Genomic DNA, 23299 nt, shown 5'->3' on the forward strand with positions numbered 1-23299 from the left:
AATTTATTTCGAAGGAGAGAAGGAAATGCACTACGTATCTACAGAAAAAGCACCAGCTGCAATTGGTCCCTATTCACAGGGAATCATCGTTAACAATATGTTTTATAGTTCTGGACAAATACCTTTGACGCCAGAGGGATCCATTGTTTCTGGAGGCGTTGTTGGACAAACTCATCAAGTTTTTCAAAACCTTCAAGCAGTGTTGGAAGAAGCAGGGGCTTCTCTTGAGTCTGTCGTAAAAGCTACGGTCTTTATTAAAAACATGGATGACTTTGCTACGATTAACGAAGTATATGGTGAATACTTCTCTATTCACAAACCAGCTCGTTCGTGCGTAGAAGTGGCTCGTTTGCCAAAAGATGTACTGCTTGAAATTGAAGTCATTGCACTTGTAAAATAGCTTGATTTTAGTTTTGGCCAACAAAGGCCAAAAACGGCAAATACTTAAAACGCTTACAATACGATGGTCATTGAAACTGCATATTATAAATATTTAAAAAAATTTTACAATTAAAGCAGGAAATTTCCAATCTGTGTTGAATACATAATTATGGTTCTATCTAGGAGGAGAAGGTGGTGAGCACAATGGAAGTAACAGATGTGAGACTACGCCGCGTCAACACAGAGGGTAGAATGAGAGCGATTGCTTCAATTACCCTAGATAACGAATTTGTCGTCCACGATATTCGTGTTATAGACGGTAACAATGGTCTATTCGTGGCGATGCCAAGCAAACGCACTCCGGACGGAGAATTTCGCGATATTGCTCATCCAATAAACTCCAACACAAGGAGTAAAATCCAGGATGTCGTATTAGCAGAATACCATCGTTTGGGAGAAGTTGAAGAACCGGAATTAGAAGAAGCCGGTGCTTCATGAAATAGAAATGCAGCGAGAGCCTACTTCATAAGTATGGCTCTTTTTTATTTGTCCTTTTTTCCTTTCAATATTGATTTCTACTTTTTAAAAAGGTTTTGTCTAGCTTCAGTGCCTATCTAACTACATAACTTCTCCCTACGATATGTGCTTCCGCTTTTCTATTTTATGAACATTTTCTATACATTCTCTCGATTTCTTGAAAAAAGATAGTAATTAAGATATATTCATTATGGAAAAAAAGGTTATTGGGGGCCCGTTTATGACAAATCGATTCGCTGTAATACTGGCTGCTGGCCAAGGAACACGAATGAAGTCAAAACTTTATAAAGTACTTCATCCTATCTGTGGGAAGCCAATGGTAGAGTTCGTTGTTGACAATATTTCAAATGTGAACGTCGACAAAATCGTCACTGTTGTTGGACATGGAGCGGAGCTTGTAAAGACTAAATTGGAAGGAAAAAGTGATTTTGTTCTTCAGGATGAACAGCTTGGAACTGCCCATGCGGTCATGCAGGCAAAAGAAGTGCTGCAAAATAAGAATGGTACAACTCTAGTCATATGCGGTGATACACCTCTTATTAAAGCTGAAACGATGGAAGCATTGATTGCGCAACACGAAATGCAGGAAGCGAAAGCAACAATCTTAACAGCTTTTACGGAAAGACCTGACGGCTATGGCAGGGTCATTCGCAATTCTAATGGAACTGTAGAAAAAATCGTTGAACATAAAGATGCAAATGAACAAGAACGAAAAGTGAAAGAAATAAATACAGGGACGTATTGCTTTGACAATCAGGCGTTATTTGAAGCTTTAGAAGGGGTTTCGAATGATAATGCCCAAGGTGAGTACTACCTTCCCGACGTAATTGAAATATTAAAGAATAAAAACATGAGCGTATCTGCCTTTCAAACGGCGGATTTTGACGAAACAATGGGTATTAATGATCGAGTAGCCTTAGCCGAAGCAGAAAGACTCATGAGAAAAAGAATTAATGACGTTCACATGCAGAGTGGTGTAACAATCATTGACCCTGCTAGTACGTATATTGATACTGACGTGAATATCGGCATGGATACAATCATTTATCCAGGAACAATCATTAAAGGACAAACTGAGATAGGGGCTGATTGTCATATTGGTCCAAACAGTGAACTGGTAAATGCCCAAGTTGGTTCCGAAACGGTGATAAAACAATCTGTCATACACAATAGCTCGGTCGGTTCTAACGTTCACATCGGACCTTTTGCACATATTCGTCCTGAATCAATCATTCATGATGAAGTTAAAGTCGGAAACTTCGTCGAGATTAAAAAGGCCGAAATTGGAAAAGGAAGTAAAGCGTCGCATTTAAGCTATATTGGTGATGCTGAAGTTGGTTCTAATGTGAATATTGGCTGTGGTTCCATCACGGTTAACTATAATGGCAAAGATAAGTTTTTAACGAAAATAGAAGACAATGTGTTTGTTGGCTGTAACTCTAACCTAGTTGCGCCTGTAACGATTAAGGAAGGTGCTTATATCGCTGCGGGTTCCACCATTACAAAAGATGTGCCGGAGGAAGCTCTCTCCATCGCGCGCGCCAGGCAGGTTAATAAAGAAAATTACGTCAAGAAACTAAATTTGAAAAACTAAAACGGAGGTTCAACATGTCAAATCAATATCTTGACCCTAGCTTGAAAATATTCTCATTAAGTTCTAATCGTGCTTTGGCGCAAGAAATCGCAAATTTTATCGGTCTTGAGCTTGGGAAATGTTCTGTTAATCGATTCAGTGATGGAGAAATTCAAATTAATATTGAGGAAAGCATACGTGGATGCGATGTATACGTTGTTCAGTCTACGAGTGACCCTGTCAACAATCATTTGATGGAGCTCCTTATCATGATTGATGCATTGAAACGAGCTTCAGCAAGAACAATCAACCTTGTCATGCCTTATTATGGCTATGCCCGTCAAGATCGTAAAGCGCGAGCACGTGAACCAATCACAGCGAAATTAGTTGCTAACCTAATTGAAACAGCTGGGGCGACGCGGATGATTAATCTTGACCTTCATGCTCCGCAAATTCAAGGCTTTTTTGATATCCCGAATGATCATTTAATGGGTGTGCCTATTTTAGGAGAATATTTTAAAACAAAGAATTTGTATAAAGATGATATCGTGATTGTTTCCCCTGACCATGGCGGTGTTACGAGAGCAAGAAGACTTGCGGATCGTTTAAAGGCTCCAATCGCAATCATTGATAAGCGCCGCCCTCGTCCAAACGTGGCGGAAGTGATGAATATTGTCGGTAATGTTGAAGGCAAGATTGCCATCTTGATCGATGATATTATCGATACAGCTGGAACAATTACGCTTGCGGCCAATGCTCTTACAGAGAGTGGTGCGAAGGAAGTATACGCATGCTGTACACATCCAGTTTTATCAGGGCCTGCTATTGAAAGGATTCAAAATTCCAATATAAAAGAGTTAGTTGTAACAAACTCAATTGTATTACCGGAAGAAAAGAAAATTGATAAAATTAAAGAGCTATCCGTAGCGGCATTGCTAGGAGAAGCGATTATTCGCGTTCATGAGAACCAATCTGTAAGTACATTATTTGATTAAGATAAAGAAACTAAATAACCACTAGAAGAGCGATTAATGCTCCTTAGATTGCCGAGAAGAAGTATGTTTTCTCGGCAATTTTCATTTAAAATCTATTTCTAGACCCGTTCGTTGATTTCCGCTCCAGGCGGACGCTTTCCGGGAGGCGTGCGGTGAGCTTCCTCGTCGCTTCGCTCCTGCGGGATCTCACCTCTCACGCTAATCCCCCAGGAGTCGCCGCCTTCCGCTCCAATCAACTTCGTGCCAAAAATAAAAATGAGCTTAATTAAGGCTTTTAAAAAATATTTCTTTTGTATCATTTTTTTACATTTATGAATATGATAAATTTGGTGTTATTATAGAATTCCATTTTTGAAAAATGTTATAAACAAACGTCCCTTCTCGCTAGAAGATGTAAACTACATTTTGATAACTCGTCTTCTTTTTCAAAAACATTATTTTTCGACTTTTATAGAACAACCTTTTTAGGTTGTTCTTCATAATTTAACTCAATTTTTGTATTCAGTTTAACGGATCTACATCCTTTTCAATATTGTAGGTCTGCACTTTTCAGTAAGCTTTAATAAAACTCATGGGATTTGAGGACACTTAAAATTGCTCGTTTTTTAGAGGGAATAAAAAATAGTGGCTCATTTCCTCTGAATTTAGGTAATATACTATTTTGTTTTTAACAACGTTAAAAGTCGTTGTTGTATTTTTAACACTGTTGATTGGAGCGGAAGGCGGCGAAGACTCCTGCGGGAGTACGGGGCAGGGGAGACCCCGCAGGCGCTTGCGCCGAGGAGGCTCCCATACCGCCCGCGAAAGCGAAGCCGCCTGAAGCGCAAATCAACAAACAAGTTTAAGCGCCTTAATTTTAAGGGTCTTTTTTAGAGCCATCTGTGTATGCGTGTGTTTTTTCATTCTAGCTCCAGCGCTTTTTTTCATAAAATTAGAAGTTTATTTTCCTTTGTGTTAGGGTATTAATAGAGATGCATTACATAATAGGGAGAGGGAGTGTCATACTTATGAGTACAGTACTAGTGGCAAAAAGCCGTACGAATGGCAAACGTTCGCAATTAACGGACATTCGTATGCAAGGTAGTTTTCCGGCAGTAGTTTACGGGTACCGGGTGGAAAATACCCCAATTTCAGTTAATAGTGCAGATTTCTTAAAAACAATGCGCGAAGTCGGACGAAATGGTGTTATTTCTTTGGATCTTGAAGGGAAAAAAGTAAATGTAATCCTTCACGAATACCAAGAAGATCCATTGAAAAAAGATATCGTTCATGCTGATTTCCTAGCTGTTGACCTAACTCAAGAAATTGAAGCTAATGTTAGGGTGGAAGTATCGGAAGACTCGGAAGGCGTTAAGAGTGGAGGAGTTCTTCAGATTTTGCTGCATGAACTTTCTGTAACAGCTGTTCCTGATAAAATTCCAGAAGTTCTTCAAATTGATATTTCAAACTTAAACATTGGAGAGTCAATAACAGTTGGAGACGTTCGCGGCAATTTCTCGTGTACAATCAATCACGAAGATGATGAGCCAATTGCGAATATCCAGCCTCCACGTACTGAGGAAGAAGATCCAGATGGAGGAGTTCGAGAAGAAGATCCACCTGAAAATAGCAACGATGACAAAGCAGAAGGTGAAGACGTATAATTTATAAAGTGAAGCGCAGCCAGAGGGTTGCGCTTTTGTTTCCGTTTCAGTCGCTTTTAACGTATAATAGATGAAATAGATGTAAGTTGGGGTGTTTGGGATGAAGTTAATTGTGGGGTTGGGGAATCCCGGTCTTTCATATAAAAAAACAAGACATAATATCGGGTTTGTCATTGTGGATGAATTAGCAAAAAGATTCGGAACAACCTTGTCCGAGAAAAAATTCAACGGAATCTATACGGTTATTCATAAAAATGGGGAAAAGGTTATTTTACTTAAACCGTTAACATATATGAATTTATCGGGAGAAAGTATTAGGCCGCTTATGAATTACTATGACATACCCGTGGAAGATTTACTTGTGATTTACGATGACCTTGATTTACCAGTTGGAAAAATCAGGCTTAGACAAAAAGGCAGCGCCGGTGGGCATAATGGCATAAAGTCTACGATTGCGAATCTTGGTACTCAAGATTTCAAAAGGATAAGAGTCGGAATTGATCGTCCTCCGATTGGAATGACTGTACCCGATTATGTATTAAGTAAGTTTCGCAAAGACGAAAAAGACGAAATTCAATCTGTTGTGGACAAATGCGTAGATGCATGTGAAGCATGGTTGGATAAACCTTTTCTCGAAGTCATGAACCAATTTAATGGTTAGCTCTGAATAACTCCTTGCAAAGATGTTCATACTATGTGAACCGATGCTTTTTTGTGAGGAGGGCTCATTATACCAATTCATTATTATTGCCGCCATTGTTCAGCAAAAATGGCAACCATTGATGAAGCTGTTTTACAAGAAGAACAACTTGGCATTCATACATTAACCGATAGTGAAAGACAAGAAATGGTCATGTACGGATCGAATGGAGATATTCATATTCAAGCAATATGCGATGATTGCCACGAGGCATTTGTAAAGAATCCCGATTTGCATCAGTATGACTATCTTATTCATTAAAAGCTTTGGAGGGAAATCCAAAGCATTTTTCCGTTCTGATGGCTCACAAGTTTTTTGGCATTTTTAAATTCGGAAAATAAGAAAATAAATAGATTCTAGTTAACCTCTTAAATTCCTGCCATTTTTCTACGAAGAGGAGATAAACATGCAAGGCATTAAAAACTTAATTATACAGCAAAATGAAATACAAACGATTCTTTCTGGCGTTGAAGAAAATCTTCGAGAACAATTAATAGCTGGACTTACAGGATCGGCAAGGTCGGCATTTATTGCGGCCGCTGCTGAAAAATCTGGAAAATCAGTTATGGTCATCACCCATAATCTTTTGCAAGCGCAAAAGCTTTATGAGGATCTTGTTCAATTTATGGACGAAGATGAGCTTTTTCTTTATCCCGCCAATGAATTAATTGCAGCCGAACTTAGTGTTGCAAGCCCAGAACTGCGTGCCCAACGAATTGAAGCGCTTAATTTTATGGCGTCGGGCCGTCGCGGTGTTTTTGTCGTTCCTATTGCTAGTTTAAGAAAAATGTTGCCGCCACCTTCCGTTTGGCAAAAATACCAACTAGTTATTGAAGTCGGACAAGATTTAGATCTTGAAAAAGACTTATTGAAGTTTGTTCAAATGGGGTACAGCCGCACGGATATGGTTAGTGCACCAGGTGAATTTAGTTTGCGTGGGGGAATATTAGACATATATCCCTTGACCGAATCAGATCCGATACGAATAGAGCTTTTTGATACAGAGGTTGATTCGATTCGAACTTTTTCCCTTGATGATCAGCGTTCCAAAGAAAAAAGAGAGAAAATATTAATTGGTCCCGCCTCAGAAACGCCAGTAAATAAAGATCAATTGGCAATAGTCGTAGATCAGCTTGAAGCTGGTCTATCACGTTCCTTGAAGAAACTAAGAAATGAAAAAGCGAAAGAGCTCTTATCAGAAAACATTGGATATGATTTAGAGCTGCTTCGAAATGGTCAAAAGCCAGAGCAATTTTATAAATATATATCTTACGCCTATGAACCTGCTGCAAGTTTGCTAGATTACCTATCTACGAATGGATTATTAGTCTTTGATGAATTAAGCCGTATTCAGGAAATGAATGAAAGACTCGACAAAGAAGAGGCCGAATGGCATACATCCTTACTAGAGCAAGGTGAAATTATTCATGATCTTGCCGTGTCCAATCAGCTCTCGCATTTATTATCAAAACATCAACTGCCTAAAGTCTATTTGTCATTATTTATGAGGCATGTTCCTAACACGAGTCCCCAAAACATATCTAATATCCCTTGTAAACTCATGCAAAACTTCCATGGTCAGATGCATGTTCTTAAAGGTGAGGTGGATCGCTGGCAAAAAAATCGCTATTCAGTTATTTTCCTTGCACCAAATGCTGAAAGGGCGAAAAAAATACAATCTGTTTTATATGACTATGAAATTGAAGCGTCTATCGTAAAAAATGGAGATTATCCCGGATCAGGAATACAAATTATTCAGGGAGCTTTAAATACAGGCTTTGAGCTGCCAGGCGCAAAAATGGTTGTTATAACAGAAGAAGAAATTTTTAATAAAAAGACCCGTAAATCAAAGCGTAGGCAAAAGCTTTCAAATGCTGAACGGATAAAAAGCTATTCAGAATTGAAGGTTGGAGACTATGTTGTCCATGTCAATCATGGGATAGGGAAATATTTAGGGATTGAAACTCTTTTAATCAATGGTGTTCATAAGGATTATTTACATCTTAAATATCAAGCTAGTGATAAGCTTTATGTGCCAGTTGAACAAATCGATCTCGTTCAAAAATATGTGGGCTCAGAAGGTAAAGAGCCAAAGGTATATAAATTAGGCGGCAGCGACTGGAAGCGTGTAAAGAAAAAAGTAGAATCTTCTGTGAAAGATATTGCGGATGACTTAATCAAATTATACGCGGAGAGAGAAGCCGCCAAAGGGTATGCATTTTCTCCAGATAGTGATTTGCAGCGAGAACTCGAAGCTTCTTTCCCATATCAAGAAACAGAAGATCAGCTGCGTTCCATCGTAGAAATCAAACGAGATATGGAAAGAGAAAGACCGATGGATCGCCTGTTATGTGGAGATGTTGGCTACGGAAAAACAGAGGTCGCCATCCGTGCAGCGTTTAAGGCGATTATGGACGGGAAGCAGGTCGCAATTTTAGTGCCGACAACGATATTAGCCCAACAGCATTTTGAAACTATTAAGGAGAGATTTCAAGATTACCCAATTAATATTGGCTTGCTCAGCCGTTTTCGTTCCAAAAAACAGCAAACTGAAACAGCAAAAGGGCTGAAAAATGGAACGGTGGATATAGTAATCGGCACCCATCGTCTTCTATCAAAAGATATTCACTATGCCGAACTCGGTCTTTTAATCGTGGATGAAGAGCAGCGTTTTGGTGTGACGCATAAGGAAAAAATCAAACAGCTAAAGTCGAATATTGACGTGTTAACGTTGACTGCGACTCCTATCCCAAGAACACTCCATATGTCGATGTTAGGTGTAAGGGATTTATCTGTTATTGAAACACCGCCAGAAAATCGTTTTCCTGTGCAAACGTATGTAATGGAATATAACGGCGCACTTGTTAAAGAGTCAATTGAACGTGAATTAGCAAGGGGCGGTCAAGTTTATTTCCTATATAACCGTGTTGAAGATATTGAAAGAAAAACGGAGGAAATTTCCATGCTTGTCCCTGATGCACGGGTGGCTTATGCACATGGACAAATGACTGAAACGGAACTTGAATCGGTCATTCTAAGTTTTCTCGATGGTGAATTCGATGTATTAGTGACGACAACGATTATTGAAACGGGCGTCGATATCCCGAATGTAAATACATTGATTGTACATGATGCAGATCGAATGGGACTTTCACAGCTATATCAGTTACGAGGTCGGGTTGGCCGCTCCAATCGGATTGCGTACGCTTATTTTACGTATAGAAGAAACAAAGTTCTTACTGAAGTGGCTGAAAAAAGATTGCAAGCCATTAAAGAATTTACAGAATTAGGCTCCGGTTTTAAAATTGCGATGCGTGATTTATCCATCAGGGGTGCGGGTAATTTGCTCGGTTCCCAGCAGCATGGGTTTATCGATTCTGTCGGCTTCGATTTGTACTCGCAAATGCTTAAGGAAGCCATTGATGAACGAAAAGGAACCATTGATCAGCAGAACATACCTTCCTTCGAAGTAGAACTTGAACTGGACGCATATATTCCGGATTCTTACATTAACGATGGCTATCAAAAAATAGAAATGTACAAACGTTTTAGAAATATTGATTCCCTTGAAGAAATGGAAGAATTACAAGAGGAGATGATCGATCGTTTCGGCGACTATCCGGAACAAGTCGGTTATTTATTTACGGTAGCTGAAATGAAAGTGTATGCGCGCCAAGCGAAGCTGGAACTCATTAAACAATCTAAAAGTGAAATATCCATTTTTATGTCAGAAGAAGGAACGAAAGAAATTGATGGTACGAAAGTTTTTGCTACTTGCAATCGACATGGAAGAATAGTTGGCCTTGGAATGGATGGGTCCCGTTTGAAGATTACGATTCAAATAAATCGACTACAAACAGATGAATACTTGCGGATTTCTACAGAAATTATGAAGGAATTGGATAAGGCGAAAAAGTAAAATTTGCTTTCATCTACCAAAAAAATGAATAACAATGTATAGAACTCTCTAACTGAAAGATACTAAATTCAATAACCGATGGTAATGAATTGAAAAAACGGAAGCTTTTCTTTAAATTAAGGTGCTTCATTATTCCGGAAGCTTTCGTAAAATCATCTGATGAAAGAGAGGCAACTTAGGATGAAGGCAACTGGTATTGTTCGTCGAATTGATGATTTAGGAAGGGTCGTGATTCCGAAGGAAATTCGGAGGACTCTTAGAATTCGTGAAGGTGACCCATTGGAAATTTTTGTAGACCGTGAAGGCGAAGTGATTTTAAAAAAATATTCTCCAATTAATGAATTGGGGGATTTTGCAAAGGAATATGGAGAAGCATTATATGAAAGCTTGGGAAGCTCAATCTTGATTTGCGATAGAGACGCAGTCATCGCCGTCAGTGGCAGCTCCAAGAAAGAATATTTGAATAAAAGCAATGGTGAAATAATAGAAAAGGCAATGTCTGAGCGCTCCACCCTACTTGAAAAAAACCCTAATAAAATCGCGCTCATTGATGGGCATGAGGAAGAACTTTCCTCTTACACGATATCTCCAATCATCGCAAGCGGGGATCCTATCGGCGCCGTTGTAATATTCTCGAAAGACCAAACCATCGGTGAAATAGAAAAAAAATCTGCGGAAACTGCAGCAAGCTTCCTAGCAAGGCAAATGGAATCTTAATAGTCATTCTGATAACCCGGAGAGAATACGCTCTTCGGGTTTTAATTTTTTTAAAAATAGAGGGTTATCTTGGCTTGTTTTTAAAACGTAAATAGAGGTCTCAACATGGGGGAATCTTAAAGGGTGAGGAGCGTTATGTTATAATAATTTCCATGAAGATTTTACCATGGAAAGGCGAGGGCGGGTTTGCCTAAAGAACAATCAAATCAGTATATGCACGGTGCACTTATTCTGACGATGGCCGCTTTTATTGTAAAAATATTAAGCGCGGTATATCGGGTGCCCTTTCAAAATATCGTGGGTGATGTAGGCTTTTACATTTATCAGCAGGTATATCCAATTTACGGAATAGCAGCTGTTCTTGCGAGCTCCGGTTTTCCAGTTATTATTTCGAAATTAGCTGCAGAAAGTGAAATAGGGAAACGAAATCACCTTGCACATAGTTTGCAAGCTGCTTTTCTTACTCTGTTGCTAATAGGGGCTTCGTTGTTTTCTTTCTTTTTTTTCGGAGCAACATTCATATCTGTTTGGATGGGGGATGCTGGGTTAGCCCCTTTAGTTAAAATCTCCGCCTTTATGTTTTTGTTTTTACCGTTCTTATCAATAGGGAGAGGTTATTTTCAAAGTGTTGGGAAAATGACGCCTACTGCTATCAGCCAGGTGACTGAGCAGCTAGCAAGAGTCACTGCTATCTTGCTCATCGCTTTCCTGTTTGTGTCAAAAGGATATTCCCTGTATGAAGTTGGGAGGGGTGCTGTTGCGGGCTCTATAATTGGTACAGCTTTTGGTCTTTTTATTCTCGCTTTTTTTGTTTGGAGATATAGGGCGCTTCGCCTTCTGTTTACAAAAGGTTTATCTTTTCGCAAGTTTTATAAAACGGCTCAAATTGTACTTATACATGGTACGGCTATTTGTTTAAGCGGGATGCTCCTTATCCTTTTTCAAATGATTGACTCATTTAGCCTTTATTCTTTACTCGTTCAATCGGGTATAAGTGTGGAAGAATCAAAGGTCTTAAAGGGAGTATTTGATCGAGGGCAGCCTTTACTTCAGCTTGGAACGGTTGCAGCTTCATCATTTTCCTTGGCTTTAGTTCCGCTTATAGCATCCGCTTGGTTAAGGGATGATGAGGATGTGATTCATCAGAAAGCAATCAGCGCCATTAAAATAACCACCATTATTGGCTTTGGTGCTGCCATAGGGCTCGTTAACATTATGAAGCCCACCAATATAATGCTATTCGCTAATGGAGACGGCTCATCTGTTCTTTCAGTTTTAGCCATTGCCATATTTTTTAGCTCTATCATTTTGATTTGCTCTGGAATTTTACAAGGCTTGGGTCATGTCTTTGCCCCTGGAAGGTACATCATCGTGGGTCTTTTAACAAAAATTACTTTAAACTTTTTATTCATACCGTCTTTAAGTACGATGGGTTCTGCTATCGCTACGATAATAAGCCTCGCGGTCGTATCAATTCTTATGATAAAAAAATTAAATAAAAAAGTGGCTGTTTTAGCGGTTTTGAAAAAAATGACTAGCAAATTTATTGTTGCTGGTCTTGCCATGACAGTCGCTTTGCAATTATGGCTATACATAACGTCTTTAATCGGAGATGGCCGCTTAATTAATACTTTTATGGCATTAAGTAGTGTGATGTTGGGAGCGGGAGTTTTTTTGGTTATGATAATGAAAAGTCATTTATTAACAGCTGAGGAAATATCGCTAATTCCTTTTGGCAAGCGACTTGTTGGAAAAGGACGGGAAAGGAAGTAATCATGGAAAAGGAAATCATTATAATCGGGCTAGGATCAGGCGATTTGGAGCAGCTGCCACTCGGGGTATATAAATTAATGAAGCATGGTGGCCGCCTGATGTTAAGAACGAAAGAACATCCAGTTGTGGCAGAATTGGTTCAGGAAAGCATTGATTTTAAATCTTTCGATGAAGTGTATGAAAAACATGGTCAATTTGAAGCGGTGTATGAAGAAATTACTGATACGCTATTAAAAATGGCGGAGAAGGAAAGAATTATTTATGCCGTCCCCGGACACCCAATGGTAGCGGAGCGGACAGTACAATTGCTGCTAGAGCAAGGCCCCTTGCATGAAATTGATATAAAGATAGGCGGCGGCCAAAGTTTTTTAGATAGTCTATTTACTGCAGTAAAGGTAGATCCGGTAGAAGGATTTCAATTACTTGATGGGACGCTACTCCATAAAGAGCAGATTAGGATTGGTCAACATGTCATTATTGCTCAAGTGTACGATGCTTTTGTGGCGTCGGATGTAAAACTAACACTAATGGAAAAATATCCAGATGATTATGAGGTTATGATGGTCACCGCAGCAGGCAGTAAGTTGGAGCGGGTCACAAAAATTCCATTGTATGAATTAGACAGGCAAATGAAGCTCGATAATTTAACGAGCCTTTACGTACCGCCAATATCCTCAAGGGAACTTACGTATAAGGAGTTCTCCACATTGAGGGATATTATCGCCGAATTACGAGGGCCGAACGGCTGCCCATGGGATAAAGAACAGACACATGAATCATTGAAACAATATTTAATAGAAGAAGCCTATGAACTTCTTGATGCGATTGATCGAGACGATATCGATAATATGATTGAGGAACTCGGAGATGTTTTGCTGCAAATCCTCCTTCATGCACAAATTGGTGAGGATGAAGGAATGTTTTCGATAGAGGATGTCATTCAAGCTATTAATGAAAAAATGGTCCGCCGTCATCCACATGTTTTTGGAGATGTTCAAGCCGAAGACTCTGAGCAAGTTGTCGCGAATTGGGCGAAAATTAAAGCTGAGGAAAAAAAAGATGCAGCAATCAGAAAATCGTTGCTAGAGGGAACGAGCAAGGGATTTCCAGCCTTGCTCCGATCGTATGAGTACCAAAAATCTGCGGCAAAGGTCGGTTTCGATTGGGGCGCTCCTGAAGAGGCGTGGGAAAAAGTAAAAGAGGAAATGCAGGAATTTGAGGATGAATTGACGAATGGAAATAAACATGATCAGCTTATGGAATTCGGTGATTTACTATTTGCATTGGTGAATGTAGCGAGGCTGCTTAAATTTCATCCTGAAGAGGCGATGCAAACCTCGAATGAAAAGTTTTTTCGCCGTTTTTCATTCATAGAATCAAAGGTCCATGAGAGCGGGAAACCATTTGAGGACTACAGTCTGGAAGAGCTTGATCAATATTGGAATGAAGCTAAAAAAGCAGGATTATAGAGGGGTGAACTAAATGGCAACAATGCGGTTGGATAAATTTTTAAAAGTATCACGATTAATAAAAAGGCGCACTCTTGCAAAAGAAGTAGCGGATAAAGGTAGAATTGCTATTAATGGACAAGTTGCGAAGGCTAGCTCCAACGTAAAAGTAGGGGATGAACTTGAAATTCGTTTCGGGCAAAAAACCGTAACCGTTAAAATTGACATGCTTCAAGAGTCTTCCAGAAAAGAAGAAGCTGCTAGTATGTATACAGTTTTAAAAGAAGAAAAGGTTGCAAGGGAAGAACTTTAGGATTGTCTAGCTAAGTCGCTGAACAGGCGCTTCCGCTTTTCAGTTGTCTAGCTCAGCGCCTAGCGGCTAGCGAACTACATGACTTTTCCCTACGATAAGTCAACATCGATTCGCCTTGCGGCTCATCGTGTTTCCTTTATCTCAGTCGAAGTCACTGGAGTTTGTACGCCGCTGAACAGGTGTTTCCGCTTTTCAATTGTCCAGCTGCAGGCGCTAGGGGCTCGGGGTCAAATAACCTCCAACCCTGGAAGTTAAAAAGCAACTTCCAAGGTTGGAGAACATTTGCCTGTCGCCCCTTACCAAGCGCCTTCCGCTTTTCATATAGCTTGTTCTATAATTATATATTCTCTCATATGTATTAAACAAAATTAGTACGAAAATGAGGGATGAAAATGAACCAATATTACGAAACTATGCCTTCAAAAGGTACAATGCCTGAACACGATGTTGTGATGAGAGGAAGAAAAACCCTTGATATAACAGGTGTAAAGCAAGTAGAAAGCTTCGATAATGAAGAATTCTTGTTGGAAACTTCTATGGGCTTTTTGGCGATCCGCGGGCAAAATTTACAAATGAAAAACCTTGATGTGGATAAGGGGATCGTCTCGATAAAAGGGAAGATATTTGATCTTGTCTATTTAGATGATCACCACGCGGAAAAAGCAAAAGGATTCTTTGGGAAGTTGTTTCGATGAGTTTATCTACTCAGTTTTATACAATGCTTTCCATGATCGCCATGGGAAGCTTTTTTGGCGCATCCCTCGATACGTATCAGCGGTTTTTAAATCGTAAGAACCGAAAAAGGCTGCTCATTTTTATCAACGATATCTTGTTTTGGGTCATTCAAGGATTGATTGCTTTTTATATTTTGTATCTTGTCAATTATGGAGAGCTTCGTTTTTACCTCATCTTAGCACTTCTTTGTGGCTTTTCAGCTTATCAAGCATTATTAAAAAAGGTTTACTTAAAAGTCCTTGAATCAGTCATTCATTTCACGAAAAGAACCATTCTTTTTATTCGCAAGTTACTGATCGCACTTGTCTATAATCCGATCAAATGGCTCATTCTATTTTTGGTAGGAGTTCTATTGTTTATAGGGCGAGTCCTTTTGACACTTGTAAAATTTGTGGGAAAAGTGTTATTATGGGTGTTAAAGGTTGTCCTATATCCGTTTAAATTGATTGGAAAAGGACTTATTCGCCTCGTTCCAAAACAAGTGAAAAAGGTCTTCCAAAAATCTTACAGCGTTTTGGCAGGATATTTTAAATCCATCAAGAATGTATGTATTAAAGCGTTTCATTTTATGAAAAGTTTGTTTGGAAAATAAATAAAAGGGAGGCCACTGGATGGGTGTAAGAAAAATCAACCCGATCACTTCGCTAGAAACCAACTATATGAAGCAGCAAGAAGTCATCATGAGAAGAACGGCGAAAAGAAAAAAACTTCTCATTCGAAGATTGTCTATTTTTCTCATCCTTACTGTGGCATTATCCTACTTGATCATCTCTACTTTTATTTTTAGATCAGATGTTTTGGAAGCTAAGAAAAAGGAAGAAGCGAAGCTGGAAAAAACGTTGGCTGAGTTAGAAAAAAAACAATCATCGCTTGAAAATGAAATTGTCAAACTCAATGATGATGATTATATAGCAAAGCTGGCTAGAAGTGAGTATTTCCTTTCAGAGAAAGGCGAAATCATTTTTAATATCCCAGAACCGAAAAAGAAAAAGAAAGAAGATAAGGTGTCTTATTGACACTTTTTTTATAAGTTTTATATAATGTAGAATAAGGCTTATTTTTTATACTTTAAGGAGGATAAATTTTTTTATGTCGATCGAAGTAGGCAGCAAGTTACAAGGTAAGGTAACAGGCATCACTCATTTTGGGGCGTTCGTTGAATTGCCCGAAGGCACAACAGGTCTTGTTCACATTAGTGAAGTAGCCGACAATTATGTGAAAGACATTAATGAACATTTAAAAGTTGGCGATGAAGTCCTAGTAAAAGTCTTAAATGTTGAGAAAGACGGAAAAATTGGCTTGTCAATCCGCAAAGCGAAAGATCAGCCACCTGCTCAATCTCATTCAAATCCACGTCCACGACCAAATAGGGTTAATGATTTCCGTACAAAAGAAAGCTTTGAACAAAAAATGAACCGCTTTTTGAAAGATAGTGAAGACAGATTATCTTCATTAAAACGCAATACGGAATCGAAACGTGGCGGAAGAGGAGCGAGAAGAGGTTAACTTGCTGTCTGTTTTATAAAATAAACGGAACTGCCTTAGGCTTTATAATGGCCTTTGGCAGTTCTTTCGTATTATGAAGATATTAGTGAGAAACGCACTTCTTGTAAAAATATGATTGACAAGTTTTTAAGAGGTCTGTATTATAGACATTGTGCCTTTTATAAGGTTCATGGCGGCGTAGCTCAGCTGGCTAGAGCGTACGGTTCATACCCGTGAGGTCGTGGGTTCGATCCCCTCCGCCGCTATAAAGAAAAGCGAAAGCGCCTGTCCAGCGGCGTACGAACTACAGCGACTTCGACTGAGATAAAGGAAACACGATGAGCCGTTAGGCGAATCGATGTTGACTTATCGTAGGGAGAAGTCATGTAGTTCGCTAGCCGCTAGGCGCAGTAGCTAGACAACACGAAAAGCGAAAGCGCCTTGCTCAGCCCCGACGAGCAAATGTTCTGGGGCAAAAAAGGCGCTTTTTTGCCTTTTATGCCCCAGGTTATTTGATCTCGAGGGGCTAGGCGCAGCAGCTAGACAGCCCGAAAACCGAAAGCACATGAAGCATAAGACATTCTTCCCATGAGGAATAGTCTTATGCTTTTTATTTTGCCCAAATTAGTCGAACTCTTTTTTTAGTCATCTCCATCAAATTGACAAAATATTAAAACAAGCCCCTTTATAATGAAAACTATTAAAAATAGTGGGGAGTGTATGTAAAGTGGAAAGAGGAGATCTAAGTATCATTGCGCCATTACGGAATATGGAGCTGCAAGAAAATAAATTTGATATTTCAAAGAAGCTAAAGGCAATTCAGCAAAAGCTAGATTATTTATTCCTGCAAAAGGGTATTGCCCTGCTTCTCGTGTCTCTACTTCTTGGCCGAGCTTTAATATTATCCCATTTAACTCCATTTGTATTACCATTCTTCGCGGTCGTCTACTTATCAAAAAGAGATAAGGCACCGACTGTCCTTCTTGGTCTCTTAGCAGGGTCTCTCACGCTTTCCGTAGGAAATGCCGCATACACCTTTACCTTATGTATTTTATTCCTTATTACGTTCAAGCTTTTGGAAAATTTATTTAAGCATGCTTTTAAGATTTTACCTTATGCTGTTTTATGTCTTTCCTTTTTTTCAAAGTGTGGATTCCAATACGTGCAAAATGGTCAAACACTGTCTCGCTATGATGGTGCAATGGCTGCAGTTGAAGCAAGTCTTGCATTTGTCCTTGTCTTTATTTTTATGCAAAGCATCCCATTTCTTTCCCAACGAAAAAGAAAAAAGTCTCTTAAGACGGAGGAAGTGATTAGCCTTATCATTCTGCTTGCTTCTGTTTTAACGGGAACCATTGGCTGGACGGTCTATGAACTATCCATTGAGCATATTCTTTCACGCTATCTTGTCCTTCTTTTCGCTTTTACTGCCGGCGCGACAATTGGATCGACAGTAGGAGTCGTGACAGGTCTAATCTTTAGTCTTGCTAGTGTTGCAAGCCTTTATCAAATGAGCCTGCTCGCTTTCTCAGGGCTCCTCGGAGGCCTTCTTAAAGAGGGGAAACGAATTGGTTCTGCCATAGGTCTAATGGTGGCGACCGTGCTGATTGGACTGTACGGCGAGTCGAATGCCCCACTTGTTTTAACAGTCTATGAATCATGTGCGGCAATTTTACTATTTTTCTTAACCCCTTCAATATTGACGGAAAAATTGGCCCGTTTTATTCCAGGTACTCCTGAACATGCTAAAGACCAGCAGCGGTATGCTAGAAAAATTAGAGACATTACTGTTCGCAGGGTGGAACAGTTCTCGTCTGTCTTCCAAGCCCTATCCAATAGTTTTTCCCAACCTGAAAAATGGGAAGATGATAAAAATGAAGAACAAGAATTTGATCTTTTTCTCAGTCGTGTGACAGAGAAAACTTGCCAAAATTGTTTTAAGCGTAATCAATGTTGGAGTGCCAACTTTGATAAAACATATGAATTAATGAGGACAGTTATGCATGATATGGATGAAAATTCTGGAACTCTATCACCAACCGTTTACCGACAGTTGGACAAGCATTGTAATAAAACAAAAAAAGTGCGTGACGTGATGCACAAGGAACTCACGATTATGAATGCAAATCAGCAATTGAAAATACAGTTGCAGGAAAGTAGGAAACTTGTCGCCGAACAATTACTGGGTGTATCTGAGGTAATGGGAGATTTCGCAAAGGAAATACAGCGAGAACAGGAAAATCACCATCGTCAGGAGGAAATGATGCTTGATGCATTGCAGGATTTCGGAATTGAGATTGAGCAAATAGAAATTTATAATCTTGAACCCGGAAATGTCGATATTGACATCACCCTTCCTCATTCCAGCAGTTTAGGAGAATTTGAGAAAATAATTGCACCAATTCTTTCCGACATTTTAAACGAAACCATTGTCGTAAAGGGCGAAGAATATGATGATTATCGGTCAGACCTATCTTATGCAACACTCAGGTCCGCTAAGGCTTTTGTCGTAGAAACAGGTGTCGCACATGCGGCGAAGGGAGGAGGCTTTTTATCTGGGGACAGTTATTCCACAATCGAATTGGGACCAGGAAAATTTGCTGTTGCGATTAGTGATGGGATGGGGAATGGAGAAAGAGCTCATCATGAAAGCAGTGAAACATTGAAGCTCTTGCAAAAGATTCTCAAATCCGGCATTGAGGAGAAGGTGGCGATTAAATCTGTCAATTCAGTTTTATCATTAAGAACAACGGATGAAATATTCTCCACATTAGATCTTGCCATGATCGATTTGCATAATGCGCAAGCGAAATTTCTTAAGATTGGTTCAACCCCTAGTTTTATCAAAAGGGAAAATAAAATATTAAAAATTGAATCTGGTAATTTACCGATGGGAATCTTACAAGAATTTGATGTAGATGTCGTTACGGAACAACTTCGTGCTGGGGACTTGCTCATCATGATGAGTGATGGCATATTTGAGGGGCCAAAAAATGTAGAAAATTATGAGTTATGGATGAAACGGAAATTGAGGGAAATTGAAACGGAAGAACCGCAGGCTGTTGCAGATTTAATTATGGAGGAAGTGATAAGAACACGATCCGGCGTCATTGCGGACGATATGACGATTGCGGTTGTAGCCATTAAACATAACACTCCAAAATGGGCCGCCATTCCGGTAAGAAGCAGACATATGAAAATATCATAATAAGTAGTATAAAAAAAGTGGCTCCCGGCGAGGATGATAGCAATGAAACAGTTAATGGAACTGTTAAACCTGGAGGGGAGTACATGAAAAAAGGCAGCTTGAAGCAAATTTTATTAATTACTGATGGATGTTCCAATCAAGGTGAAAATCCAGTAGCGATGGCCGCACTTGCGAAAGAGCACGGAATCACTGTTAATGTGATTGGTGTAGTGGAAAACGATTCAATTGAAGAGAAGGGTATAAAGGAAATCGAAGGGATTGCCGCTTCAGGCGGCGGTATTAGTCAAGTCGTTTTTGCTGAAGCATTATCGCAAACAGTGCAAATGGTGACAAGAAAAGCAATGACGCAGACACTGCAAGGTGTTGTAAATAAGGAACTGCGACAAATTCTAGGAAAGGATATGGATCTAGAGGAGCTTCCGCCTGATCAGCGAGGGGAAGTGATGGAGGTTGTTGATGAACTTGGTGAAACAACAGATGTAGAGGTTGTTGTATTAATTGATACGAGCGCGAGTATGAAATCAAAACTTCCTACAGTGAAAGAAGCGTTATTAGATCTTTCATTAAGTTTGAATGCGAGAATGGGCAATAATCGCTTTGCGGTATTAATATTTCCCGGGAAAAGAAAAGAAGTTGAAAGGTTGTTGGATTGGACACCTAATTTAGATCTCTTGACAAGTATTTTCCCTAAGCTCGCAGTTGGGGGGATTACACCGACTGGTCCTGCTATTCGCGAGGCGATGACGTATTTCAAGAAAAAGCGTTCTTTGAGAGGGTTGCTATCAGGTGATGATGAACAATACATGGAAGAATCAATGTAATTATCCCGCCGGTACTGTAATCACTGGAAAATGGCATAGGCATCGCTATGAAATAGTCAGGAAGCTCGGCTCAGGTGCAAACGGGGTGGTGTACCTCGCAAGAAGCAGTTTTGGTTATATAGCATTAAAAATAAGTATGGATAGTGTGTCAATTACAACCGAGGTAAATGTCCTAAAATCACTTGAGAAGGTCCAGGGATCTGCCCTCGGGCCTTCTTTATATGATGTCGATGACTGGGATAGTGGTATAAATCGAATTCATTTTTATGCTATGGAATACATCCAAGGGCGGGAGCTGCTTGCTTTTATTAAGGAAAAAGGATTGTCTTGGGCGGGAGTTATGATTGTCCAACTGCTTGATGTTTTAGAAGACCTCCATCAAAAGGGGTGGATTTTTGGCGATTTAAAGCCCGAGAACTTAATCGTGGCGGGGCCAACACCAAAAATTCGCTGTATAGACGTCGGTGGAACGACGATGAAGGGCCGAGCCATTAAAGAATTTACTGAGTTTTTTGATCGAGGCTACTGGGGGCTTGGCTCAAGGAAGGCTGAACCTAGTTACGACCTTTTTTCGACTGCCATGTTGATGATTAACTTATACTATCCAAAGCGCTTTGTTAAGAAGGAAGAGAGTTTAAAACAATTGACTGCCATTATTCAAGGGAATAAAGACTTGATAAAATTTGAATCTGTTTTGTTAAAGGCGCTATTAGGTAAATATCAATCCGCAAAAGACATGAAAAATGAGCTTCTTGTGAATCTTTCAGCAGGCGAGCGTTCCGATGGACAACGAACAACACGCTATGCTCCAAGATATAAGAAAAAAAGAATGCGGTCATTTCTTGAAACTGTATCGATCCTGCTTATCACGGTCATTTTATATACTTTATATATATTTGGCTATATATTATAAAGTGTATTTGAAACAAGTAAATGTTAACATATGAACAAGATATAAATAAAAAGGGAATGGTTATCTTGTTGGATTTCGAGAGAAAAACTCATCGTTTTATTTCAAAGTATTCTCTGCTTCAACAGGGGGATTATATTTTAGTGGCTGTATCAGGCGGTCCCGATTCTTTGGCGTTGCTCGATTTTCTTTATCATCAATCGGCGAGGTACAAAATCAGGATTGCTGCAGCCCATGTCGATCATATGTTAAGAGGGGAAGAATCGAAAGAGGATCTTATTTTCGTTAAAAAGTATTGTGAGGAACGGAATATTGTTTTTAGAAGTGCCTCTATCAATATAAAAGAGAAAATGGCTGCAGAAAAAACAGGCTTACAAGAAACAGCTAGAAAATATCGCTATCAATTTTTTGAAAAAGTACTGGAAGAGCTTCACGCCAATAAGCTTGCTGTTGGTCAGCATGGTGATGATCAAATAGAGACAATCTTAATGAGGCTTGTAAGAGGGAGCACCGGGACAGCAAGAGCTGGAATTCAAGTGAAAAGGGCATTTGGACAAGACAAGGAAATGATTCGCCCATTACTGGGAGTTTCAAAAATTGAAATTGAGGTATACTGTAAGACTCATCATTTAAATCCTCGGCGAGATGCAAGTAATGAAACAAAGAAATATACAAGAAATAGGTTCAGAATTGATGTTTTGCCATTAATAAAAAAAGAAAACGGCCGTATTATTGAGCATTTCCAGCGTTTCAGCGATGAATTAAGTGAGGATGAAACATATCTTCAGGAATTGGCTCAAGAAGCTTTTACAAAGATGTGTCAATGGAATGGTAAGGATGAACTCATATTAGATATTCCTTCCTTTTCTACAATAGCTTTGCCTTTACAAAGAAGGGTGATTCATCTAATATTAAACTATCTTTACAATCAATACATAACTGACTTAGCGTCAATCCATTTAGAAGCCCTTCAACATTTGATCAAGGGTGAAAATCCATCAGGAAGATTGGATTTCCCAAATAGTTTAAAAGTGATACGGTCATATGATCAATGCCGATTTACTTTTGTTGAACAAGAGTCTAGCCCCAGTTATTATTATGAAGTATTTGCGGATGATGAAATCGTTCTCCCTAACGGTAAAACGATTCAAGTGAAAATGGCATCAGATTTTCCAATACAAGAAAGTGCGGATACTCTGATCCTTCAGCCGGAAGACATCCAATTCCCTTTAATTATTCGAACTAGACAACAAGGCGACAAAATAAAAGTAAAAGGTATGAATGGCACAAAAAAAATCAAGGATATTTTTATTGATATGAAAATACCTGTAGATGAAAGAGCAATATGGCCTATTGTGACTGATCGAACCGGCATACTCCTTTGGATCCCCGGATTGAAAAAGTCTTCTTATGAAACACCTCCTGTACAGCAAAGACCCTATTTCCTTATTTATTATAGCAATTAAACATTCCTGGGAGGAAACAGAACAAATGAAACATGATATTGAGAAAGTATTGATTACAGAAGAAGAAATCAGTGCAAAAATACTCGATCTTGCAAACGAATTAACAGAAGAATATGATGGTCGTTTTCCACTTGCAATTGGGGTGTTAAAAGGCGCAACACCTTTTATGACCGACCTTTTAAGGAGAATGGATACATATTTAGAAATGGATTTTATGGATGTTTCAAGCTATGGAAGCTCAACCGTTTCTTCCGGCGAGGTGAAAATTCTCAAAGATTTGAACACGCCTGTTGAAGGCCGTGATATTCTCATTATTGAAGATATTATTGATAGTGGCTTGACATTAAGCTACCTCGTTGATTTATTCCGCTATCGTAAAGCAAAGTCAATCAAAATTGTTACATTATTGGACAAACCGACAGGAAGAAAAGCAGATATTCAAGCTGATTATGTAGGTTTCATTGTTCCCGACGAATTTGTGGTCGGCTACGGACTTGATTATGCTGAGAAATATCGTAACCTGCCCTATATTGGGATATTAAAACCTGCAGTTTATGGCAAGAATGAGTAAAAGTGAAATAAATATTGAAAAAGATGTTGAATGGTTGTAAAGGAAGAAACGACTATGATACTATTGAATATAGTTTTTTTACTAAAATTTAAGAAAGTATATGT

The 23299-nt window shown here is 39.2% G+C and carries 21 protein-coding genes and 1 tRNA gene; all 22 read left to right on the forward strand.

Features of this window, described 5'->3' with window-relative positions; all coding sequences use genetic code 11:
* The first annotated feature begins 25 nt into the window (after positions 1 to 25).
* The 22 genes from NQ185_RS17300 to hpt all read left to right on the forward strand — a co-directional run bounded on the left by NQ185_RS17300 (position 26) and on the right by hpt (position 23195).
* Positions 26 to 400: a RidA family protein gene (locus NQ185_RS17300; protein WP_257583269.1), complete on the forward strand. Its 375-nt coding sequence runs from the start codon at positions 26 to 28 to the stop codon at positions 398 to 400.
* A 185-nt stretch (positions 401 to 585) separates the two neighbouring features.
* Positions 586 to 879 (forward strand): septation regulator SpoVG, encoded by a 294-nt coding sequence (gene spoVG / locus NQ185_RS17305; protein ID WP_213100123.1) that lies wholly within the window; start codon positions 586 to 588, stop codon positions 877 to 879.
* Between the two features lie 259 nt (positions 880 to 1138).
* Positions 1139 to 2512 carry a bifunctional UDP-N-acetylglucosamine diphosphorylase/glucosamine-1-phosphate N-acetyltransferase GlmU gene (glmU, locus tag NQ185_RS17310; protein WP_257583270.1) on the forward strand — a complete coding sequence of 458 codons (1374 nt, stop codon included), beginning with the start codon at positions 1139 to 1141 and terminating at the stop codon, positions 2510 to 2512.
* Between the two features lie 14 nt (positions 2513 to 2526).
* On the forward strand, positions 2527 to 3486 hold the full coding sequence (locus tag NQ185_RS17315) for a ribose-phosphate diphosphokinase (RefSeq protein ID WP_257583271.1): 960 nt from the start codon (positions 2527 to 2529) through the stop codon (positions 3484 to 3486).
* A 1007-nt stretch (positions 3487 to 4493) separates the two neighbouring features.
* A complete protein-coding gene (locus NQ185_RS17320; RefSeq protein ID WP_257583272.1) occupies positions 4494 to 5129 on the forward strand; it encodes a 50S ribosomal protein L25/general stress protein Ctc in 636 nt (211 codons plus the stop codon).
* Between the two features lie 100 nt (positions 5130 to 5229).
* Positions 5230 to 5790, forward strand: a complete 561-nt coding sequence (gene pth, locus NQ185_RS17325) for an aminoacyl-tRNA hydrolase (RefSeq protein ID WP_257583273.1) — start codon at positions 5230 to 5232, stop codon at positions 5788 to 5790.
* A 75-nt stretch (positions 5791 to 5865) separates the two neighbouring features.
* On the forward strand, positions 5866 to 6090 hold the full coding sequence (gene fin, locus NQ185_RS17330; protein WP_373370827.1) for an anti-sigma-F factor Fin: 225 nt from the start codon (positions 5866 to 5868) through the stop codon (positions 6088 to 6090).
* A gap of 145 nt (positions 6091 to 6235) precedes the next feature.
* The gene (mfd, locus tag NQ185_RS17335) at positions 6236 to 9748 is read left to right on the forward strand and encodes a transcription-repair coupling factor (RefSeq protein WP_257583274.1); all 3513 of its coding nucleotides are present in this window, start codon (positions 6236 to 6238) and stop codon (positions 9746 to 9748) included.
* Positions 9749 to 9928: 180 nt separating this feature from the next.
* The gene (spoVT, locus tag NQ185_RS17340; protein ID WP_257583275.1) at positions 9929 to 10465 is read left to right on the forward strand and encodes a stage V sporulation protein T; all 537 of its coding nucleotides are present in this window, start codon (positions 9929 to 9931) and stop codon (positions 10463 to 10465) included.
* 186 nt (positions 10466 to 10651) lie between these two features.
* Entirely contained in the window at positions 10652 to 12238 is a 1587-nt protein-coding gene (locus NQ185_RS17345; protein WP_257583276.1) for a putative polysaccharide biosynthesis protein, read from the forward strand.
* A 2-nt stretch (positions 12239 to 12240) separates the two neighbouring features.
* Positions 12241 to 13707 (forward strand): bifunctional methyltransferase/pyrophosphohydrolase YabN, encoded by a 1467-nt coding sequence (gene yabN, locus NQ185_RS17350; protein WP_257583277.1) that lies wholly within the window; start codon positions 12241 to 12243, stop codon positions 13705 to 13707.
* A 22-nt stretch (positions 13708 to 13729) separates the two neighbouring features.
* On the forward strand, positions 13730 to 13999 hold the full coding sequence (locus NQ185_RS17355; RefSeq protein ID WP_257583308.1) for an RNA-binding S4 domain-containing protein: 270 nt from the start codon (positions 13730 to 13732) through the stop codon (positions 13997 to 13999).
* A gap of 392 nt (positions 14000 to 14391) precedes the next feature.
* Entirely contained in the window at positions 14392 to 14694 is a 303-nt protein-coding gene (yabP, locus tag NQ185_RS17360) for a sporulation protein YabP (protein ID WP_257583278.1), read from the forward strand.
* Positions 14691 to 15326, forward strand: a complete 636-nt coding sequence (yabQ, locus tag NQ185_RS17365) for a spore cortex biosynthesis protein YabQ (protein ID WP_257583279.1) — start codon at positions 14691 to 14693, stop codon at positions 15324 to 15326. The genes yabP and yabQ overlap by 4 nt, the downstream gene beginning before the upstream one ends.
* A gap of 19 nt (positions 15327 to 15345) precedes the next feature.
* The gene (locus tag NQ185_RS17370) at positions 15346 to 15750 is read left to right on the forward strand and encodes an FtsB family cell division protein (RefSeq protein ID WP_257583280.1); all 405 of its coding nucleotides are present in this window, start codon (positions 15346 to 15348) and stop codon (positions 15748 to 15750) included.
* A 73-nt stretch (positions 15751 to 15823) separates the two neighbouring features.
* A complete protein-coding gene (locus NQ185_RS17375; protein ID WP_213131599.1) occupies positions 15824 to 16240 on the forward strand; it encodes a S1 domain-containing RNA-binding protein in 417 nt (138 codons plus the stop codon).
* 171 nt (positions 16241 to 16411) lie between these two features.
* Positions 16412 to 16485 (forward strand) — tRNA-Met (locus tag NQ185_RS17380).
* A gap of 461 nt (positions 16486 to 16946) precedes the next feature.
* The gene (gene spoIIE / locus NQ185_RS17385) at positions 16947 to 19427 is read left to right on the forward strand and encodes a stage II sporulation protein E (protein WP_257583282.1); all 2481 of its coding nucleotides are present in this window, start codon (positions 16947 to 16949) and stop codon (positions 19425 to 19427) included.
* Between the two features lie 83 nt (positions 19428 to 19510).
* The gene (locus tag NQ185_RS17390) at positions 19511 to 20248 is read left to right on the forward strand and encodes a VWA domain-containing protein (RefSeq protein ID WP_257583284.1); all 738 of its coding nucleotides are present in this window, start codon (positions 19511 to 19513) and stop codon (positions 20246 to 20248) included.
* Entirely contained in the window at positions 20217 to 21161 is a 945-nt protein-coding gene (gene prkT / locus NQ185_RS17395; RefSeq protein ID WP_257583285.1) for a serine/threonine protein kinase PrkT, read from the forward strand. The genes NQ185_RS17390 and prkT overlap by 32 nt, the downstream gene beginning before the upstream one ends.
* A gap of 20 nt (positions 21162 to 21181) precedes the next feature.
* Positions 21182 to 22624 (forward strand): tRNA lysidine(34) synthetase TilS, encoded by a 1443-nt coding sequence (gene tilS, locus NQ185_RS17400; protein ID WP_257583286.1) that lies wholly within the window; start codon positions 21182 to 21184, stop codon positions 22622 to 22624.
* Positions 22625 to 22649: 25 nt separating this feature from the next.
* Positions 22650 to 23195: a hypoxanthine phosphoribosyltransferase gene (gene hpt, locus NQ185_RS17405; RefSeq protein ID WP_257583287.1), complete on the forward strand. Its 546-nt coding sequence runs from the start codon at positions 22650 to 22652 to the stop codon at positions 23193 to 23195.
* Positions 23196 to 23299 lie beyond the last annotated feature (104 nt).

It is taken from the genome of Lederbergia panacisoli (assembly GCF_024626525.1).
Classification (GTDB): Bacteria; Bacillota; Bacilli; order Bacillales; family Bacillaceae_C; genus Lederbergia; species Lederbergia panacisoli.

Bases quoted from the DNA above. Each gene is read 5' to 3' on its own strand.
- NQ185_RS17300 (WP_257583269.1), top strand. From the start codon at position 26: ATGCACTACGTATCTACAGAAAAAGCACCAGCTGCAATTGGTCCCTAT.
- spoVG (WP_213100123.1), top strand. From the start codon at position 586: ATGGAAGTAACAGATGTGAGACTACGCCGCGTCAACACAGAGGGTAGA.
- glmU (WP_257583270.1), top strand. From the start codon at position 1,139: ATGACAAATCGATTCGCTGTAATACTGGCTGCTGGCCAAGGAACACGA.
- NQ185_RS17315 (WP_257583271.1), top strand. From the start codon at position 2,527: ATGTCAAATCAATATCTTGACCCTAGCTTGAAAATATTCTCATTAAGT.
- NQ185_RS17320 (WP_257583272.1), top strand. From the start codon at position 4,494: ATGAGTACAGTACTAGTGGCAAAAAGCCGTACGAATGGCAAACGTTCG.
- pth (WP_257583273.1), top strand. From the start codon at position 5,230: ATGAAGTTAATTGTGGGGTTGGGGAATCCCGGTCTTTCATATAAAAAA.
- mfd (WP_257583274.1), top strand. From the start codon at position 6,236: ATGCAAGGCATTAAAAACTTAATTATACAGCAAAATGAAATACAAACG.
- spoVT (WP_257583275.1), top strand. From the start codon at position 9,929: ATGAAGGCAACTGGTATTGTTCGTCGAATTGATGATTTAGGAAGGGTC.
- yabN (WP_257583277.1), top strand. From the start codon at position 12,241: ATGGAAAAGGAAATCATTATAATCGGGCTAGGATCAGGCGATTTGGAG.
- NQ185_RS17355 (WP_257583308.1), top strand. From the start codon at position 13,730: ATGCGGTTGGATAAATTTTTAAAAGTATCACGATTAATAAAAAGGCGC.
- yabP (WP_257583278.1), top strand. From the start codon at position 14,392: ATGAACCAATATTACGAAACTATGCCTTCAAAAGGTACAATGCCTGAA.
- yabQ (WP_257583279.1), top strand. From the start codon at position 14,691: ATGAGTTTATCTACTCAGTTTTATACAATGCTTTCCATGATCGCCATG.
- NQ185_RS17370 (WP_257583280.1), top strand. From the start codon at position 15,346: ATGGGTGTAAGAAAAATCAACCCGATCACTTCGCTAGAAACCAACTAT.
- NQ185_RS17375 (WP_213131599.1), top strand. From the start codon at position 15,824: ATGTCGATCGAAGTAGGCAGCAAGTTACAAGGTAAGGTAACAGGCATC.
- NQ185_RS17390 (WP_257583284.1), top strand. From the start codon at position 19,511: ATGAAAAAAGGCAGCTTGAAGCAAATTTTATTAATTACTGATGGATGT.
- prkT (WP_257583285.1), top strand. From the start codon at position 20,217: ATGATGAACAATACATGGAAGAATCAATGTAATTATCCCGCCGGTACT.
- tilS (WP_257583286.1), top strand. From the start codon at position 21,182: ATGTTAACATATGAACAAGATATAAATAAAAAGGGAATGGTTATCTTG.
- hpt (WP_257583287.1), top strand. From the start codon at position 22,650: ATGAAACATGATATTGAGAAAGTATTGATTACAGAAGAAGAAATCAGT.